At 62.7% G+C, this 17,479-nt stretch carries 20 protein-coding genes; 16 read left to right on the top strand and 4 right to left on the bottom strand.

Annotation, left to right across the window (positions count from 1 at the left end; genetic code table 11):
• From JW929_07885 to JW929_07850, 8 genes are all read left to right on the top strand, one after another.
• Positions 1-327, top strand: a 327-nt coding sequence (locus JW929_07885) for a hypothetical protein (GenBank protein ID MBN1439312.1), incomplete at its 5' end; no start/stop codon positions are given.
• A gap of 82 nt (positions 328-409) precedes the next feature.
• Positions 410-1,654: a glycosyltransferase family 4 protein gene (locus JW929_07880; GenBank protein MBN1439311.1), complete on the top strand. Its 1,245-nt coding sequence runs from the start codon at positions 410-412 to the stop codon at positions 1,652-1,654.
• Positions 1,644-2,321 carry a class I SAM-dependent methyltransferase gene (locus tag JW929_07875; GenBank protein MBN1439310.1) on the top strand — a complete coding sequence of 226 codons (678 nt, stop codon included), beginning with the start codon at positions 1,644-1,646 and terminating at the stop codon, positions 2,319-2,321. Before JW929_07880 ends, JW929_07875 begins: the two co-directional genes overlap by 11 nt.
• Positions 2,299-3,300, top strand: a complete 1,002-nt coding sequence (locus JW929_07870) for an ATP-grasp domain-containing protein (protein MBN1439309.1) — start codon at positions 2,299-2,301, stop codon at positions 3,298-3,300. Before JW929_07875 ends, JW929_07870 begins: the two co-directional genes overlap by 23 nt.
• A 71-nt stretch (positions 3,301-3,371) precedes the next feature.
• Positions 3,372-4,043 (top strand): HAD family hydrolase, encoded by a 672-nt coding sequence (locus JW929_07865; GenBank protein ID MBN1439308.1) that lies wholly within the window; start codon positions 3,372-3,374, stop codon positions 4,041-4,043.
• Between the two features lie 27 nt (positions 4,044-4,070).
• Positions 4,071-4,643, top strand: coding sequence for a class I SAM-dependent methyltransferase (locus JW929_07860; GenBank protein MBN1439307.1), 573 nt, complete (start codon positions 4,071-4,073; stop codon positions 4,641-4,643).
• A 36-nt stretch (positions 4,644-4,679) separates the two neighbouring features.
• On the top strand, positions 4,680-5,543 hold the full coding sequence (locus tag JW929_07855; protein MBN1439306.1) for a DUF72 domain-containing protein: 864 nt from the start codon (positions 4,680-4,682) through the stop codon (positions 5,541-5,543).
• A gap of 166 nt (positions 5,544-5,709) precedes the next feature.
• Entirely contained in the window at positions 5,710-6,876 is a 1,167-nt protein-coding gene (locus JW929_07850; GenBank protein ID MBN1439305.1) for a DegT/DnrJ/EryC1/StrS family aminotransferase, read from the top strand.
• A 53-nt stretch (positions 6,877-6,929) separates the two neighbouring features.
• Here JW929_07850 and JW929_07845 read toward each other — a convergent pair whose 3' ends face one another.
• Both JW929_07845 and JW929_07840 read right to left on the bottom strand, forming a co-directional pair.
• Positions 6,930-7,370, bottom strand: a complete 441-nt coding sequence (locus tag JW929_07845) for a hypothetical protein (protein ID MBN1439304.1) — start codon at positions 7,368-7,370, stop codon at positions 6,930-6,932.
• The gene (locus JW929_07840) at positions 7,367-7,774 is read right to left on the bottom strand and encodes a helix-turn-helix transcriptional regulator (protein MBN1439303.1); all 408 of its coding nucleotides are present in this window, start codon (positions 7,772-7,774) and stop codon (positions 7,367-7,369) included. Before JW929_07840 ends, JW929_07845 begins: the two co-directional genes overlap by 4 nt.
• A gap of 214 nt (positions 7,775-7,988) precedes the next feature.
• On the opposite strand from JW929_07840, the gene JW929_07835 reads away from it, so the two are divergent.
• From JW929_07835 to JW929_07815, 5 genes are all read left to right on the top strand, one after another.
• Positions 7,989-8,603 (top strand): NADH-quinone oxidoreductase subunit B, encoded by a 615-nt coding sequence (locus JW929_07835; GenBank protein MBN1439302.1) that lies wholly within the window; start codon positions 7,989-7,991, stop codon positions 8,601-8,603.
• Positions 8,498-10,303, top strand: coding sequence for an NADH-quinone oxidoreductase subunit D (locus JW929_07830; protein ID MBN1439301.1), 1,806 nt, complete (start codon positions 8,498-8,500; stop codon positions 10,301-10,303). Before JW929_07835 ends, JW929_07830 begins: the two co-directional genes overlap by 106 nt.
• A gap of 102 nt (positions 10,304-10,405) precedes the next feature.
• On the top strand, positions 10,406-10,999 hold the full coding sequence (locus tag JW929_07825; protein ID MBN1439300.1) for a 4Fe-4S binding protein: 594 nt from the start codon (positions 10,406-10,408) through the stop codon (positions 10,997-10,999).
• Positions 10,999-11,340 (top strand): hypothetical protein, encoded by a 342-nt coding sequence (locus tag JW929_07820; GenBank protein ID MBN1439299.1) that lies wholly within the window; start codon positions 10,999-11,001, stop codon positions 11,338-11,340. Before JW929_07825 ends, JW929_07820 begins: the two co-directional genes overlap by 1 nt.
• A 5-nt stretch (positions 11,341-11,345) precedes the next feature.
• On the top strand, positions 11,346-12,437 hold the full coding sequence (locus JW929_07815) for an Mrp/NBP35 family ATP-binding protein (protein MBN1439298.1): 1,092 nt from the start codon (positions 11,346-11,348) through the stop codon (positions 12,435-12,437).
• A gap of 60 nt (positions 12,438-12,497) precedes the next feature.
• On the opposite strand, the gene JW929_07810 is transcribed toward JW929_07815, so the two are convergent.
• Positions 12,498-13,985 carry a hypothetical protein gene (locus tag JW929_07810; protein ID MBN1439297.1) on the bottom strand — a complete coding sequence of 496 codons (1,488 nt, stop codon included), beginning with the start codon at positions 13,983-13,985 and terminating at the stop codon, positions 12,498-12,500.
• A gap of 360 nt (positions 13,986-14,345) precedes the next feature.
• A complete protein-coding gene (locus tag JW929_07805; GenBank protein MBN1439296.1) occupies positions 14,346-14,873 on the bottom strand; it encodes a rhodanese-like domain-containing protein in 528 nt (175 codons plus the stop codon).
• A gap of 195 nt (positions 14,874-15,068) precedes the next feature.
• Here JW929_07805 and JW929_07800 point away from each other — a divergent pair, with 195 nt between their 5' ends.
• The 3 genes from JW929_07800 to JW929_07790 are packed head-to-tail and all read left to right on the top strand — an operon-like array spanning position 15,069 to position 17,479.
• On the top strand, positions 15,069-15,980 hold the full coding sequence (locus JW929_07800; protein ID MBN1439295.1) for a hypothetical protein: 912 nt from the start codon (positions 15,069-15,071) through the stop codon (positions 15,978-15,980).
• A gap of 42 nt (positions 15,981-16,022) precedes the next feature.
• Entirely contained in the window at positions 16,023-16,676 is a 654-nt protein-coding gene (locus JW929_07795) for a hypothetical protein (protein ID MBN1439294.1), read from the top strand.
• Positions 16,673-17,479, top strand: coding sequence for a hypothetical protein (locus JW929_07790; protein MBN1439293.1), 807 nt, complete (start codon positions 16,673-16,675; stop codon positions 17,477-17,479). Before JW929_07795 ends, JW929_07790 begins: the two co-directional genes overlap by 4 nt.

Raw genomic sequence — 17,479 nt, 5'->3', positions numbered from 1 at the left:
TACAATCTCGTCGCTGATGATGGAGGGTTGGTATGGGGCGGCCGGATTACACCGGAATCGGTGGCCGAATTGACCGGAATTTGCACAGGATTTCATTTCAATATTACTGAGGCTGAGCAGATACCCTTCTTTTTTATAAAGCAATATGGAAACCAATCTGCAGTAAAAACGGCCCCGAGCCCCTCTTCTTGCCCCGGGCATGGCGGGAGTGTTGGACTTGGGATGCTTCCCGCGCCGAATGCATCCCCTTCCTCTGCGCCGGTCTTTTCCGCCGGCCCCTTCCAAAAACAAAACGGCGTCGTCAAACCGATCCTTCCCTTCCCTTAAGGCGAAGCATCCGGGCCCCAACTTTATTGGATGACACGCATCCGAGGTACAATTATCGCACCCGGCGGAAACGCCGCTTTGTATGCATATCCTCCTTATTCACCAGGTATTTGTACGGCCGGACGATCCGGGGGGGACCCGCCACTATGAAATGGCGCATTGGTTGGTTAAGCGCGGCCACCGAATCACCATTCTGGCAAGCCCGTACTCATACCAAACCGGCCGGCGGGTCACCGAGAAGGATCATGAAGTCCTGGAACCGGGCCTGGAGGTCGTCCGGTGCCGGGTGTGGGGGAGCGTCAACCGCTCCTTCTTTTGGCGCACCGTCGGCTTTTTTTCCTTCATGCTCTCCGCGTTCATCCGCGGAATGGCCCTGCCGAAAATCGATTTGGTTTGGGGAACCTCCCCGCCTTTGCCGCAGGTTTTCACCGCTTGGCTCCTGGCCCGTTGCCGGAAGGCGAAATTCCTTTTCGAAATCCGCGACCTGTGGCCGGCGTTCGCGATCCAACTCGGCATCCTGCGGAATCCGGTGTTGATCCGGCTGGCTCTGTTCCTCGAAGGATTTCTCTACCGCCGGGCGGATAGGCTGGTCGTCAACTCCCCCGGTTTTTTCGGGCACCTGGAAGGGCGCGGCGCGGATGCGGAGAAGATCGTCCTGATCCGCAACGGTGTGGATCCTTCGATGTTCGATCCGACCTCGGAAGGAGCGGAGTTCCGGAAGAAGCATGGGTTGGACGAGCGGTTCGTCGCGTTGTATGCCGGGGCCCACGGGGTTTCGAACGATCTGACGGTGCTGTTGGACGCGGCGGAAATATTGCGCGCGGATCCGCGGATCTGTTTCCTTTTAGTCGGCGATGGGAAGGAGAAACCCGCTTTGGCGCTTCGGGCGGCCGAACGGAAGCTGGAAAACGTACGATTTCTTCCGCCGGTGGCGAAGCAGGACATGGCCGAAGTTCTGGCGGCCGGCGATTGCGGAATTGCCATTCTTAAACCGATTCCGCTCTACGGGACAACCTATCCCAACAAGGTCTTCGACTACATGGCCGCCGGGCGGCCGGTTGTCCTGGCGATCGACGGAGTGATCCGGCAGGTGGTCGAAGAGGCGCGTGCCGGCGTGGCGGTGCCGCCCGGGAACGCGCCGGCGCTGGCGGAGGCGGTCCGCCGGTTGGCGGATGACCCCTCCGCGGCGAGAAAGATGGGGGCCCGCGGGCGGTCGGCCGTGGAACGGGGTTTCGGCCGCGAGGGGCAGGCGCGCGAAATGGAAATCCTGATGGGCGAGATGACCGCCTCGAACGTTGGGGCTCCGCGGGGCGGCCATGGCCGTTGATCTCCGCAGGCGTTTTATCCGGGCGCTGTGGGCGGCGCACAACGATTCGCCCGCCGTGCGCGCCGCAACCCGCTCCCTGCTTGAGAATTTGGGAAGCGGGCGGGGGTTGAACCTGGCCTGCGGCGACACCCGGTTCGATCCGCGGATGGTGAACTTCGACCTGGCCCGCACCGGCGCGGTCGACGTGGTCGGGGACGCCCTCGCGCTTCCGTTTCCGGATTCCAGTTTCGCGCTCGTACTCTCGCAGGAGACCGTCGAGCACATCGCCGATCCGTTCCGGGCGGTGCGCGAGATGGCGCGCGTCCTGCGGCCCGGCGGGACGCTCTATCTCCAGGCGCCGTTCGTCATCGGGTATCATCCCGGCCCCGAGGATTATTGGCGCTTCTCCCGGGCTGGAATGCGCCGGTTGGTCGAACAGGCCGGATTGGACTGCCGGCAGGTCGAGCCGGCGGTTGGAGCCGGGACGGCGATGTACCGGATTGCGGTGGAATTTTTCGCCGGTTGCATCGCCCGCTTCCTCCCGGCGTTGTATCTACCGGTCAAGGCCGCCGGTTCGATCCTCTTCTTCCCCTTCGTCTGGTGGAACGGATTCCTGGCCGGCGGAAGGCAATCCGACCGGATTCCCGGAGGCTACTTTGCCATCGGTGTTAAAAAAGAGACTCCCTAGCGTAAACGTACTGCTGACCAGCGCCGGCCGGCGGGTGGAACTGATCCGCGCCTTTCAGCGCGCCTACCGATCCCTGCGGTTGATGGGCCGGATCCACGCCACGGACGTCAATCCGCTGGCGCCGTCGTTCCGGGCCGCGCAGGAAACGCATATCGTCCCGCCCTTTGCGGATCCGGATTATGTCCCGGCGCTGATCGAGATTGTCCGCCGCGGTAAGATCCGGCTCGTATTCCCGCTGATCGATCCGGACATTCCGATCCTGGCGGCGCACAAAGCGGAGTTCGCCGAAGCGGGAGCGGCGGTGATGACGCCGGACGCGGCCGGCGCAGAGACCGCCCGCGACAAGTGGAAAACGCATTTGCTCTTCGAAACCCTAGGCATCCCGGCCGCGCGGTCCTGGCTGCCGGAGAATCTGCGGACGGAGAAGCCGGAATTCCCGCTGTTCATCAAGCCGCGCCGCGGAAGCGCAGGACAGGGGGCGTTCCGGGTGGAAAATGAACGCCAGTTGGAATTCTTCCTGACCTACGTGGATGATCCGATCGTGCAGGAGTGCCTGCCCGGCCCGGAAGTGACCAGCGACGTAATCTGCGGCGCGACGGGCGACGTCTGGGCGGTGGTCAGCCGCCGGCGGATCGAGATCCGCGCCGGCGAAGTGGCCAAGGGGGTCACCCTGTGGGATGAGAAAATCGCCCGGCACTGCGCCGAGGCGGCTCGGGGAATCCGCGCCACCGGCCCGGTCACCGTGCAGTGCATCCTGCGCGGCGGAAATCCGTTATTTACGGAAATCAACGCCCGCTTCGGAGGCGGCTGTCCGTTGGGATTCGCGGCGGGCGCGGATTCTCCGCGCTGGTACTTGGCCGAAGCCGCCGGCCTTCCGATGAGGATTCCGCCGAGGGGCTCCTACAAGCAGGGCTTGTTCATGACGCGCTTCGACGATTCGTTCTTCTTTGAAGAAAGCGAAAGGGGGCCGGCCGGGTAGGCGGGCGTTTTTTTCGCCGCCGCGGAGCCGCAAGCCCGATCCGATTGCGCGGGCTGGGACTTCGAACGCATATGCTTGACGCTTGGATCTTCGATTTGGACGACACCCTCTATCCGGAACGGGATTATGTCCTCGGCGGATTCCGCGCCGTCGCCGCGTGGGCGGAACGGCGGACGGGGCTTTCGCAGGCGGTCGTACGCGCCCAGCTTCAAACCTTGTTCGACGCCGGATTCCGCCGCGACGCGTTTCAATGGTGGCTCTCGGAACAGGGCTTGACGGAGGCGCTGCTGCCGGAGATGGTGGAGGTTTACCGGGAGCATGCCCCGCAGATCGCCTTCTATCCGGATTCGGAAGCGGCGCTGGAGCGCTTGAAAAACGGGCACCGCCTGGGTCTGCTGACCGAAGGGCGCCGCACGGCGCAGGAGGCAAAAATCCGGTCCTTGGGATTGGAGCGCTGGATGGAAGCGGTGGTCGTGTTGGGCGAGGAGGACCGCGCGGAATGGAAGCCCTGCCGGAAGGCGTTCGACCGCATCCTTGCGCGGCTGGGCGTCGGCGGGGAACGGGCTGCCTACGTCGGGGATAACCCGTGCAAGGATTTCCGCGGCGCGCGCGAGGCCGGGATGCGCGCGGTCCGCATCCGCCGCGAGGGGGGCTTGCACGCGGAGGAGGAGCCGGCCGCGGCGCAGGACGCGCCGGATTGCGAGATCCTCAACTTGGCCGAAATCCCGGGGTTGTTCCGATGACCGGTCGGAAAAAAACGCAAGCGGTGCATGGCTGAATTCATCGCGGCTCACTGGACGGTCGTTACGCAGGGGTTCGCCATCGCAAGCCTGGTGTTGATCCTGTGGGTGTACCTTCCCGTCCTCTGGGGGGCGCCGTGGATTCCGGGACCGTACCGGGTTATCCGCCGGATGTTGGAGCTTGCCGAGCTCAAGCCGGGCCAGATGGTGATCGACCTGGGCGCGGGCGACGGTCGGATCGTAGTCCTGGCGGCCCGGACTTTCCAAGCCAAGGCCGTCGGGGTAGAGATCGACCCGATCCGCTGGGTGATTGCTAACCTTTGGATCCTTCTCCTGGGGCTGCGCGGAAAAGCGCAAGTGCGGCTCGGCAACATGCGCAGGTTCCCCGTCGCCGGCGCGGACGTGGTGACGCTCTACCTCCTCCAGGGCACCAATCAGAGATTGCAGAAGGAATTGGCCGGATCGTTGAAACCGGGAGCCAGAGTGGTTTCGCATATGTTCTCGATGAGTGGGTGGACACCGACGGTGATCGACGAGCGGCATGGCATTTTCGTGTATGAAATCGGCCGGACCGGCGAGGGGACGGAGACGAAAATGTTGTAGCCGGGCGGCCGCGCCGGAGAAGGGAGGGTAGCCGGGATGAAGAGCCTCCGGATCGGCACCTGTTCCTGGAAATACGACTCGTGGAAAGGATTGGTGTATTCCGACGGGGTGACCGATTACCTCCGGGAGTACGCGCGCCGTTATTCGACGGTTGAGGTCGACCAGTGGTTCTGGTCGCTTTTTTCGAAGGGAACGCCAAAGCTGCCCGATCCGGCAGTGGTCGCGGAATACCGCGCCTCGGTGCCCAAGGATTTCCGCTTCTCGGTCAAAGCCCCGAACAGCGTCACCCTGACGCACGGATATTCGAAGCGGAAGGGGGTGTTGGGGGAGGAAAACCAACACTTTCTTTCCTCCCGTTTGACCGGACAATTCCTCAGCCGCCTGGATCCGCTGGGACCGACTCTCGGACCGGTGATTTTCCAATTCGAATATCTCAACCGCCAAAAAATGGCTTCGCAGCAGGAGCTTGAAAAGCGGCTGGCGCGGTTCCGCGCCGCTCTCCCCGACGGGCATCGGTATGCGGTCGAGATCCGCAACGGCAACTACCTGAACCAACGGTTCCTGGATTACCTGAAGGACGACGACTGGGGATTGGTCCTGTTGCAGGGATATTGGATGCCTTCCATTGTTGACCTTTGGAAGAAGCTCGAGCCGCAAATCCGGAGTTTCCGCATCGTGGTCCTCCGATTGCACGGGACGGGGCGCGAGGAGATTGAAAAGGAAACCGGCAACGGATGGAACCGGATCGTGACCTCGCGCGAAAAGGAATTGGCGGAAATCGCCGGGATCGTGAGGGGATTGGCCGGAGCCAAGAACGAAATCTACGTGAATGTCAACAACCACTACGAAGGGTCCGCGCCCCTGACGATTGAACGGTTCCAGGGTTTTCTACGCGGATAGGTTACCCCGCGCCTATCGTATGGAAAACGAAACGCGCGGTTACTTGCGGGATCCCTCCCAAACGCACAACACACCTCCGCCTCCGGATTCCGGCGCCGTTCCCTGATACAATAGCCGTCATTCCGTGAACGGAGGAAACAACACCTTGCCCCGACCGACCATCCGCATGTCCTCACCGGACATCACCCAGGCCGAAATCGACGCCGTGCTGAAGGTTCTGCACTCGACCGATCTGAGCATGGGCGGACAGATCCAGGCGTTCGAAGATGAAATGGCGCGGATCGCCGGTACGAAATTCGCCGCCGGAGTATCCTCGGGAACCGCCGGGTTGCACCTCTCGGTGATTGCGGCCGGAATCGGGGAAGGGGATTTGGTGGTGACGACGCCTTTTTCCTTCGTCGCCTCGTCGAATTGCATCCTGTACGAGCGGGCGGTGCCGGTTTTCGCGGACGTGAATGATCTGACGGGCAACCTCGATTGGGGCAAGGTGGACGAAACCGTCGAAGCCATTTTCCGAGGGGGAAAAGACGCCGAGCGATGCCTGCCGCGCAACATGGCGAAGGCAAGAACGGATTCCCGGGAGCTGAAGGCGCTGTTGCCGGCGAATGTTTTTATGCAAGCCGCCGATTATGACCAATTAAGGGATATTGCGCATAGACACAACCTGGTGATTGTCGAGGACGCCTGTGAGACGATTGGAGCCGGCTATAAGGGGCGGCCGGCGGGATCTTTGGGGGATATCGCCGTGATGGCGTTCTATCCCAACAAACAGATGACGACCGGAGAAGGGGGCATGGTCGTCACAAACAACGAGGATTGGATCGAGCAGGTCCGTTCGTTGCGGAACCAGGGCCGCAAACCAGGTGGGATGTGGCTGGAACACGACCGTCTTGGATACAACTACCGTTTGGATGAAATGAGTGCGGCCTTCGGTTTGGCGCAAGCGCGCCGCTTGGGCGATTTGCTTGAGAAGCGAAGCCGGGTGGCTTTCTGGTACGAGGAACGGCTGCGGGATGTGGAAACCCTCCGCCTACCGAAAATCGCGCCCTTCACCACAACCCCATCGTGGTTTGTCTATGTCGTCCGCATCCTTCCCCCGGCCGACCGCGACCGCGTCATCGACCAGCTGGCTGATCAGGGCGTCCCCTCGCGCAAATATTTTTCCCCGATCCACCTGCAATCCTTCTACCGCGAGCAGTTCGGATACCGGCCCGGCGATTTTCCAGTCACCGAGCGGCTGGCGCAGCAAAGCCTGGCGCTGCCATTTTCCAGCGTGATGACCGAGGACGAGGTGGATACGGTGAGTTTTGCGTTGCGCAAGGCGCTCGGGTAGCACCGCCCCGTCCTGCGCGCGGCGCCGCGGGAACGCCGCTGAGAAACCCCGGATTACGGGAACATCGCCTCCGGAGCGGTGAATAATTGGTTTCGCAGGCGGATGTAGATCCAGGTCAGGACCGCACCGAGGATCAACAGCGGAATGACGACGTGGTATTCCGCGAAATCCAATCCCGAGCGCAACCGCAGACCGAATGAAAACAGCGCCATCCAAGCCGCCGCGATGGAGCCGAAAACGCAGCGAAGACGCAGGGAGAGGGGAAGGGAGCGCCAATCGCGGTGAAGAATCAGGACGACGGCCGGCGCGACGGCGAGCGTCTGGACAATGATCCACACCCACAACCAGGAGAGGTATTGGTCCAATCCGATTTGCCGACGGGGTTGGAGTGCATCGGCGACCGACGACAGGAGTTGCCCGCCGGCGGCGCCGAGGCAGGCCCAAACGAGTGCCTGCCATTTCGTCAGACGGAATTCCATTTGTTCGAGGCTCATGGAGGGTTCTCCTTGGACGAAGGATCATTCCTCAAAACGGCCTGAAGCCTATCCCGCAACGCGGGGTCCTCAAACAAGAGGATGTTGCGGCGGATGAACGCGGCCAGCAAGCCCGCACCGGTGCGGGTCAGCCGGTAGTAACGCCGTTTCGGACCGATGTCCGAATCCCGCAGTTCGCTGGATACCAATCCGATGGTTTCAAACCGGTTGAGCGCCCGGTAGACGCTGTTCTCGTCGACGGACAGACTTCCCCGGCTCAGCCTTTCCACCTCCGGGCCCGCCTCGTAGGCGTAGGCCGGCCGCTCGTGAAGGAACAACAAGAGCCAAAAGGTCAGAAAACCCTTCTTATACACCTCCTCCCAATTTTCCAGCAGCTGCCGCTCGTTGAATTTTTCGGATGGCATGGTATCCTCGTAGCTATACTACAAAAGGTAGAATAGTATAATTGCCCGGGCTTGTCAACCCCCGGTGCGAACGCCGGTCGTGGAATCTCCGCCATATCCGCAACCGGTTTTTTCTCCCTCCCCAACCATCCAAAACGGACAGCCCGGGATGTATAATCCGCCGAAAGCCCGCCGTTCCACCGACCGCTGGAAAACCTTGGGAATTTGCCTTGTCATGATGGAAGACGCCTTACACGATCCTGCCTTCCCGCTGCCCGACGGCGCCGCCGGGCGTATTGCCGTCACCAGCCTCGACCGCATAATCAATTGGGGCAGGCAGAACTCCGTCTGGCCGATGATGTTTGGATTGGCTTGCTGCGCGATCGAAATGATCTGCACCCAGGCCAGCCGCTTCGACATGGCCCGCTTCGGGATGGAGATCATGCGCCCCAGCCCGCGCCAAAGCGACCTGTTGATCGTGGCCGGTACGGTGACCAAGAAGATGGCTCCGGTGATCGTCCGGCTGTACGACCAGATGACCGAACCGAAGCACGTCGTCGCCATGGGCGCTTGCGCTTCCGGGGGCGGACCATTCCGGGAAGGGTACAACGTGGTGCCCGGCATCGACAAGCTTCTGCCCGTGGACGTTTACATCCCGGGATGTCCGCCCACGCCGCAGGCTCTTTTAAACGGGCTGATCGTGCTTCAAAAAACGATCGCTTCCCATTCACTCCGCACTTCTCCATGGCGCAGCGGGATTCCCCGCGAAGTGCCCATCCCCGTTCTTGGACCGGATTTAATCCTGCCGGCGCAATCCGCTTCTCGTCCGGAGGAGGATCCGGGGACGTGAACCTCGCAGCGCGTTTTCCGGGAATTGTCGAAAAAGATGCGCGCCCCGGCTATGGCGGCTGGATCGTCGCTCCGCATGCCCTGCCGCAGGTGGCCCGCGCATTGCGCGACGAGGACGGATTCGACTACCTCTCCTCCGTCACGGGCGTGGATGATCTCCCCGAAGACCGGCTGGAATCCGTGTACCATCTCTACCGGAGCGGCGGCGGTCCGGGTTTGGTCCTGAAAAGCCGAACTCCGCGGGAGCAGGCGCGCCTGCCCAGCTTGACCGCGGTATTCCCCGGTGCGGAGTTCCAGGAACGGGAAGCCTGGGACTTGCTGGGGATCCGTTTCGACGGCCATCCGGACCTGCGCCGGATCCTGTTGTGGGAGGGATTTGAAGGACATCCGCTGCGCAAGGATTGGCGCGAACCCTTGTACGAAGCGGAGTCTAAGCCGTTCCCATCCCGTTGGCCGGCGGGTCGGCCGCCGGATTCGGAGGAATCCGCTCCGTTCGTCCGGCCTTCCACCGGGCGCGCGCCCGCCGGAGGAGAGTCGCAGGACGACCGGGCGCTGTATGCGGCGCTCGAGAAGGACGGCGGCGGGGGGGGCGGCGGCCTGGAAACCGATCTGCTGACCGTCAACCTCGGCCCCCAGCACCCCTCCACCCACGGCGTCTTTCGAATCGCCGCGCTTTTGGACGGCGAGAATGTGGTGAACCTGAAGCCGGTGATGGGATACCTGCACCGCTGTCATGAAAAGATCGGCGAACGGAACACCTTTCTCGGCAACATCCCCTTCACCGACCGTCTGGACTACCTGTCTTCGCTGAGCAACAATTTCGGCTATGTCCTCGCGGTGGAAAAACTGCTGGGGATCCGTCCTCCCGAACGCGCCGATTACCTGCGGGTCGTCCTGGCGGAGCTGACCCGCATCGTCAGCCATCTGTGGGCGATCGGATTCCTGCTCAACGACCTGGGGGCTTTTTTCACCCCCGCCTTGTACGCCATCGAGGAGCGCGAACTGATCCTCGACGTCTTCGAAGCCGTGACCGGATCGCGGATGATGTGCAATTTTTTCCGTTTCGGGGGGCTGGAGGCGGATGTGGGTGAGGACGCCCTGCGGGCGGTCGGCGGATTGGTCGCAGACCGGCTTCCGCGGCGGGTGGACCAATTGGAGGCATACCTGACCGGGAACGAGATCCTGCGCGACCGCTGCATCGGCGTCGGGGTGCTTCCGCGCGAACGGGCGGTCGCCTGTTCGGCGGCCGGGCCGGTGCTGCGCGCCTCCGGAGTGCCCTACGATGTCCGCAAAGCCGAACCGTATTCCGTCTACGACCGGATGGAATGGGACGTCGCGTGCCGGGATGGCTGCGATGTATACGACCGGTATCGGGTGCGGATGGATGAGATCCGGCAAAGCATGCGCATCCTCCGCCAAGCCCTGCGCGACCTGCCCCGGGGAGCGGTCGTTGCGGGCAAGCCGAAATATCAATTCCACGTTCCGCCCGGGGAGGCATACGGGCGGGTGGAGGGGCCGAAAGGGGAATTGGGATTCTACGTGGCCTCCCGGGGCGGGAGCAATCCCTGGCGGTATCATGTCCGCGCGCCGTCGTTCATCAACCTGACGGCCTTGGCCGAGATGTGCCGCGGCGGCAAGCTGGCGGATGTTGCCGCGGTTCTTGGAAGCATTGACATCATTCTCGGGGAGACGGACCGATGAATCCGGCGGCCCTTACCGCCGCGAAGGCGCAAAGGACGCCAAGGATGAAGTCCGTTGTTCTTCACGGTCTTTGCGGCTTCGCGGTGAAAAGGGGTTAACCTCATGTTCGGAATGGGTATCCTGAAGGGTTTTTGCATCACCCTGGGCCACCTGCTCGAGTCGTATTGGGAGGACGTTCGCGGATGGGGGTGGCGGTATTTCACTCCCGGGGGAATCGCCGTGCGGCGCAGCAAGGAAGCGCGCGGAATCTTCACCGTCCAGTATCCGGAGGAACGTCTGCCCCTTCCGGAGGCGTTCCGGATGCTCCCGTTCTTGATCTACGACGAAAACGGGGGCGGCCGAACGATGCGGTGCACGGCTTGCGGAACGTGCGCCCGGGTTTGCCCGGCGCAATGCATCTGGATCGTCCGCGCGCGCGATCCCGAAACCGGGAAGCCGCTTCCCGCACCGGCGGAGTTCTTCCTCGACATCGATCGGTGCATGAATTGCGGCTATTGCGCGGAATTTTGTCCCTTCGACGCCGTCCGGATGGACCGGGAGTATGAATTGGCATCCACCGAGAAGGCCGGTCACAGGTACAATCTGGAAAAACTGTTGAGGCCGGCGTCCTATCATGCGGCCGTCCACCCCGCCGCCTTCGCCCGGGAGCAGGCCGCGCGGGCGGGGCGGGGGACGCGCCGAACCGAGGAAGCCTGATGTATCACGAAGACGCCGAAATGCTGTTCCCGATGCGCGTGGTCCCCTCCCTGGGCGATTTGCGCGGATCGCCATGGAAGCGCTTGGTTCACCGGGTTGCCAAATTGGAAGAGGATGACCCCGATGCTTTGGCTTTCGGATTGATGATGATTCGGATCGTCGGGTGCCTGAATTGCCAGGCGGATTCCTTCCGCGCCCTCCGCGGCTGCACCGCCTGCGCCCGCCAGGCGATCCTGCGCTTCCGTGGGAATGACCAGGACCTCTTGCGCCTGTTCGACAAATCGAAGAAGGAAATCCGGGCCTACCTCGAAAACGGTCCGAATTCAAAAGAAGGACGGTAAGAACCATGGCCGGAAGAAAGGAAGCCGGGTCCGGACCGACGATCGAACAACTGCGCCAGGCGCTGAGCGGCGTCGAGGATCCGGAACTGCACAAGGATCTCATCAGCCTCAACATGATCCGCGATCTGAAGGTGGAGGATGGGCGGGTCTCGTTCACCTTGATGCTGACCACGCCAGCCTGCCCCCTGCGGGATCGGATCGCGGCCGATGCGCGGGCGGCGGTGGAGGCGGTTCCCGGCGTGGGCCGGGTGGATATCCGGGTGGATGCCGCCGTCCCGGCCTCGGCCGCGGCCGGTGCGCTGAAACCGGTGGCGCGCAACACCGTGGCGGTGGCTTCTGGAAAGGGCGGAGTGGGCAAGACGACCGTCGCCGTGAACGTGGCGGTAAGCTTGGCTCGGGCGGGAAGCACGGTGGGTCTGTTGGACGCCGACATTTACGGCCCGAACGTGCCGACCATGATGGGAATCGGCGAATTGCCTCCTCTCCGGGAGGATCGGATCCTCCCGGCCGAGTCGCATGGCGTGAAGGTGGTTTCGATCGGATTGATGGTGGAGCCCGGACGGCCCCTGGTCTGGCGCGGACCGATGCTGCACTCCGCGGTGCGCCAACTGTTATCCGATGTCGATTGGGGGTATCCGGATTATCTGATCGTCGACCTGCCGCCGGGGACCGGCGACGTGCAGATCAGCCTCGCCCAGCTGATCCGCCTGTCCGGCGGCATCGTTGTGACTTTGCCGCAGAAAGTCGCCCGCGAGGACGCTTCGCGCGGCCTGGAGATGTTCCGCCTGATGAACGTGCCGGTCCTGGGCGTTGTCGAAAATATGAGCTATTGGGCTGGTCCGGACGGCGCTCCGATCGACCTGTTCGGGCGCGGGGGGGGGAAGGAACTGGCCGAACAGGCCCGGGTCCCGTTCTTGGGGGAAATCCCAATCGATCCGCAAGTGCGGATCGGCGGCGACGCCGGCCGGCCGATCGTCGTCGCCCATCCGGAATCTCCGGCCGCCGCGGCGTTGAAAAGCATTGCCGAACAAACCGCCGCCCGGATCAGCGTGCTTGCGCTCCAAAGCGGCGGGGTCGGCGGCAAACCGCAGGCTTGAGGCGTTGCTCGTTGTGGTTTGTAGGATCGGCAATGGCCGATCGACGAACGGCGCGCGTCTCTATTTTTTCTTCCCCGCCCCGCCGAGCCGTTCCGGCGGCGCGGCGGGTTTGGTGTCGATCAGGTTGATCGTCCCTCCCCGCTGCAAGGTCCACAAGAAAAGGTAGGTCAACCGGTGGATGGTGTACAGGTCCACCGGCGACGGATTATAGACCACCAGCGAGTGGGTCACCAACTGCTGCAAAGCCGCATCCAGTTCCTTGGAGGAAAGGTTGGTCGCGGTCAGCAGGTCGTCGTACCCCGTGCCGTTCGGCGAAAACCTTTCCATGGCGAACAGCACTTGGCGGGCGGAGGGCAGCAGCAGCTTCCACGAATGGCGGTAGATTTGCTGGAGGATGTTTCCGGCCGGCGTCCCCTTCGTGGCGGGCAGCAAATTCTCCAAAACGCGGTGCAAGGGCAGGCTGACGGCCTGGCCGATGATCAATTTCATCGCCATCGGATTCCCGCCCACCAGCGCAAACACCTTCTCCATGTCCGCGGCGGAAATCTGCATTTTGCGCTCTTGCGCCTCATAGCGCATGACTTCGAAGCACGCGTCCCGCGAAAGCTCGTGAAGGAAAAGGTTGGCGCAGCCCGGAAGCATCGGCAGGCGCTGGCGGCTGGTTAGGATAAAGCGCGTCGGGCCGGTGGGGGTGATCAGGTTCGGCAGGAAATCCTTCGGACGGTGTTCCGGTTCCAAGTCCTCGAGAACGACCAGGCAGGGCTTTTCCGAAAGCGCCGCCTTGACCGCGGCGCGGCGTTCCTCCGCCGGAAGATTAACGACCTCTTCCGGCAGATCCAATTGTTCCGCGATCTGTTGGATAATCCGGTCCGGATTCAGCGGTGGGGGCGTATCGGGGGCTTCCCACAGGTAGAAGGGACGGTCGACGGCGGACACCCAGGCCAAGTCGGCCCAGGGGCCGGAGGCCAACGCCTCGCGCACGGCGGCGTATGCCAGCGCGGTTTTGCCGAGGCCGCCCAAGCCTTCGAGGCTGATGATTTGCGGGCCCTGCGGGTCGGTGAGCCACTTTTCGATCTGGACCAGGAAATCCTCAAAGCCGAACAGCCGCTGGAATGGGCAGGGGGGAAGGTTGCGGCAGCGGTAGTTGACCGCCTCCGCGCGGTGAGTCTCGGCTTCCGCATTCATTTCGGAAATGGTTTTGGAGAGTTGGCGCAGGGCTTGGGATTGCATCGCATACAGGCCGCTCGACGACCGACCCTGGTTGATCGAAAGCTCCTGCATCGTCCGGCCTTCCCAGAATCTTTCCCTCAGCAGGGTGAACATATCCGGATATCCGGTCTTCATCTTCTCCAGTGCCCGGTCGAAAAGGATCCGCACGCCTTCGGCGGAAAGGGCCGTATCCGCCGGTAGGAGATGCGGCAGGCATCGTTGCAGGCGGCTGAAATCCGGCTTGGAGTGGGGGTGAACCAACGCCCGCAGGGCGGCATGGACTTCGATCTGGAGCTGGTCGGGTTTGGATCTGTCCGCGGGTTGGTGGGAGGATCCCATCTTGTCCTTTAACTCCGTCGGTCTTGGAGCGGCCGCCGCTTGTTCGGCGGATTGGTGCAGTCTTCCACTGATTATATATGACTCCCCTGAAAAAACACATTTTCTGTATCGTCCGCGAGATCCGATAATACTCTCATTGTCTGAAAAAACTAAAAACCGTCATTTTTCGCCTTCCCTCTCCCGGTGCCCGCCCTCACGAAGCGGGAATAAGCCGGGTGTGGAAGAAGAGGGCGAGGGGGGGAGAAGAGGGTTGGTTTTTTCTGTGCAGCCATTTATGAAAACCCGTGAACGGCCGCAATCAGAACGCCGTCGAGCGGAGAATCACCGGTCCGACTCCGGCGGGGAAGGATCGGTCGCGGATTAGGGTTCTCCGGCCACGGTCGGAAATCCCGCCGCGACCCAAGCCTGCAATCCCCCGGAAAGGCTGACGGCGTTCTCGACCCCGGCGCCCTCGAGCATGTCCCGCGCCTGATCGCTGAGTACGCCGGAACGGCATACGAGGATGATCGGCCGATCGCGGGGCAGGGTGTTCCACCGCGCGGACAATTCGGCCAGCGGGATCCACAGGCTGTTTTCGATGTGGCCGCCGATGAATTCCTCGTAGGTCCGGACGTCGAGGACGACCGCCCCGTTCGAGATCTGCTCCATCGCCTGGGCGGGTGAGAGGTCCGTTCCGGACTGCGAATTCAAGCCGCCGCGAACCGCCGCCAAGAAAATGACGATAAGTGCGATGGCCGCCGCCACGGCCAACACCGGTTTCCAGGTTGTCGGAATGGAGAACCGCGAGCGACCGTACCGGCCGGTGCGGCCCGGTTTGCGGTTTCGAACGGACCGAGGGGAGGAATCCGGCGGGCCGACGGTTCTGCTTCGTTTGGATGAACGGGGCATTTTTCCTCCGGGCCCAGGATGGGGATGGACAACGCAGGAATTATACCGGATGGCCCGGAGGAAAGCGGCCGTCGGGGGCGGCGCGCCCCAAGCCGATCCCCTCTTCTGCCCGGGCGGGAGCGCCGGGGGCGGAAAGCGAAAAAGGTATAATCATGCGGAACAGTTCCAAACGGTTCGTAGAAAGGCGATCGGTAAATGACCGCCATCATCGGCGTTCGGTTCCAGAAGATGGGAAAAATCTACCACTTCGACGCAGGGGAGCATGCCGGATCGATTCGTCCCGGCGACTACGTCGTGGTGACCACCGCCCGCGGTAAACAAATCGGAAGGGTGGCCTGTTTTGTCTGCCATCCGAAGGCCGCGGAGGGTGAACGGCGGATGATCGACCGGCCCGCCTCCGCCAAGGACCTGCTGGTCCAGCAGTCGTGGAAAGAGCGCGAAGAGGAGACCCTGTCGGCCGTCCGCGAGAGCGCCAAGAAGTTCCATTTTCCAAGCGTGCGCTTTTACGCCGTCGAATTCGGATACGACGGTTCCCACCTGACGGTGATCTATTCCACGGAAAGCGACGAGAAGCTGGATCTGAAACCCCTGCGGAACGAACTGGCTCGCCGGTTCTCACGCCAACAAATAGAATTCCGGCAGGTGGGTCCGCGTGACGTTGCCCGACTGTTGAGCGGATTGGGAGCCTGCGGACTGGATCAACGCTGCTGCGCGCAGTTCCTCGGCGAATTCAATCCGATCTCGATCAAGATGGCCAAAGCGCAGGGCATTTCGCTGAATCCCGGTGAAATCACGGGCATCTGCGGGCGACTCCGCTGCTGCCTGATTTACGAATACGAACAGTATGCGGAAGCGCGGCAAAAACTTCCCAAACGCGGCAAACGCGTTCAAACACCCCGCGGCATCGGCCGAGTCGCGGAGGTCTTCCCGCTCCGCGACGGGGTTTTGGTGGATCTCGGCGAGGAATGCGGCACCGTCGAGTTCCGCCGGGAGGAGATCGGCCCGGTGGAGGATGCATCCCCTGGAGCGCCGCCGGCGGAAAACGAAGCGAAGGGGGAGGCGGGGCGGGATACCAACCGGCGCAACGGGCGCCCGCAGAGAAGGTAAGCCGCCCCTTTGCCCGCGTTTCGGACCGCGACAGGAAAAACCATGCCCTCGGTTTTACCCCAGTTGTTCCGCCGGCCGCCCGGATCCGGATGGCTGATCCTCTCCGGGGGACCGATGCCGGAGGAGGCCGTCCAACGCGCGCTGGCGCTGGTGATGCATGCCGGTTCGATCGTGGCGGTCGCGCCATCTCCGGCGGAACTCTCGGATGCGGAATTCGTTCTCCAAAAATGGACCGACCCGTCGGGGTGGGCCGGCTGCGCCGTCGATTGCGGGGCTTCCGACATCTTGGAAGAGGCCCTGACCGAGGCGGCGATCGCCGTTTTACCGGACCTTTCCGATTCGCTGCATTACGCCCGCGCCCTGGGAGATTCAGACGCTTGCGATTTTCTTTTGGCGGCTTTGGATTCCGGCGCGGTGATTGTCGCCGAAGGCTCGGCTGCGGAAGCCCTGGGCGAAGAAGTCCGCGGGCCGAAATCGAATTCCGGCGCCGGGCCCGCTTTGCGCTGGCTTCCGGGCGCCGTCGTGCAGACCCACTTTGCCGCAGGGAAGGACGACGCACAACCGCCCATGCGCAAGGATCACTTTCGGATCGGACTGCCGGAGGGGGTTTCCTTGGCCTTGGGACCGGCCGCTGAACGGGAGATCTGGGGCGAGGGGAAACCCACGATCACTTTCCGGCAATGGTGGCCGAAATGAAGTTGGGACTCGGCTCCGGGTTTGCCCCGCAACGCGTCGTTTCCTTGCTCCCCGCGATAACCGACAGCATGGTGGTTCTCGGATTGGGCCGATTTCTGGTCGGCGTAACCGACGAATGCCCTTTGCCGGATGAGTTGGGCGGAATCGTCCGTGTCGGACGGTTGGATTCTCCCAAGATCGAAACCATCGCCGGTTTGCACCCGGATTTGGTCGCGTTGAACGCAGAGGAGACTCCCCCGGGCGTGAGGGAGGCGGTGGCCGGGGCTGGTATCTGCATCTGGGAAACGGCGCCGCAGACCGTCCCCCAGGCTGTGTCGGATCTGCGTGATCTGGTCCTTTGCTTCGCGTCGGAAACAGCCCTGCAAAGCGTCGTATGGCTGGAAAGGACCGTGGATTGGTTGGGAGGGTCCCGCCCGGAAAGGCGGAAGCGCGTCTTCTGCCCCCGTTCCCGCGAGGGCCCGGCCGAAGATCCGTCCGGTTGGGTGACCTTCAATGGGGATACCTACCCGGGCGACCTGCTTTCCTTGTGCGGCGCGGATAACGTGTTTTCCGGACGGCAGGATTGCCGGTATCCCCTGGTTACGCCGCAGGAAGTGGCGGCCGCCGATCCGGAAATGATTTTACTCCCGAACTCTCCGTTCCCGTTTGGGGAGGAGGATGCTTCGTTTTTCAGGAGGAAAATGCCCGGCCTGCAAGCGGTGCGAGCCGGGCAGATCCGCCCGTTGGACGGCCGGCTGGTGTTCTGGACGGGCGTCTGTTTGGGGAAAAGCATCCGTCTCCTTCCGGACTGGTTCCGAACCTGA

This window comes from Anaerolineales bacterium (genome assembly GCA_016928575.1).
GTDB lineage: Bacteria > Chloroflexota > Anaerolineae > Anaerolineales > RBG-16-64-43 > JAFGKK01.
The sequence above is the reverse complement of the archived record's forward strand: the minus strand, read 5'-3'. Positions and strand labels throughout refer to the sequence as shown.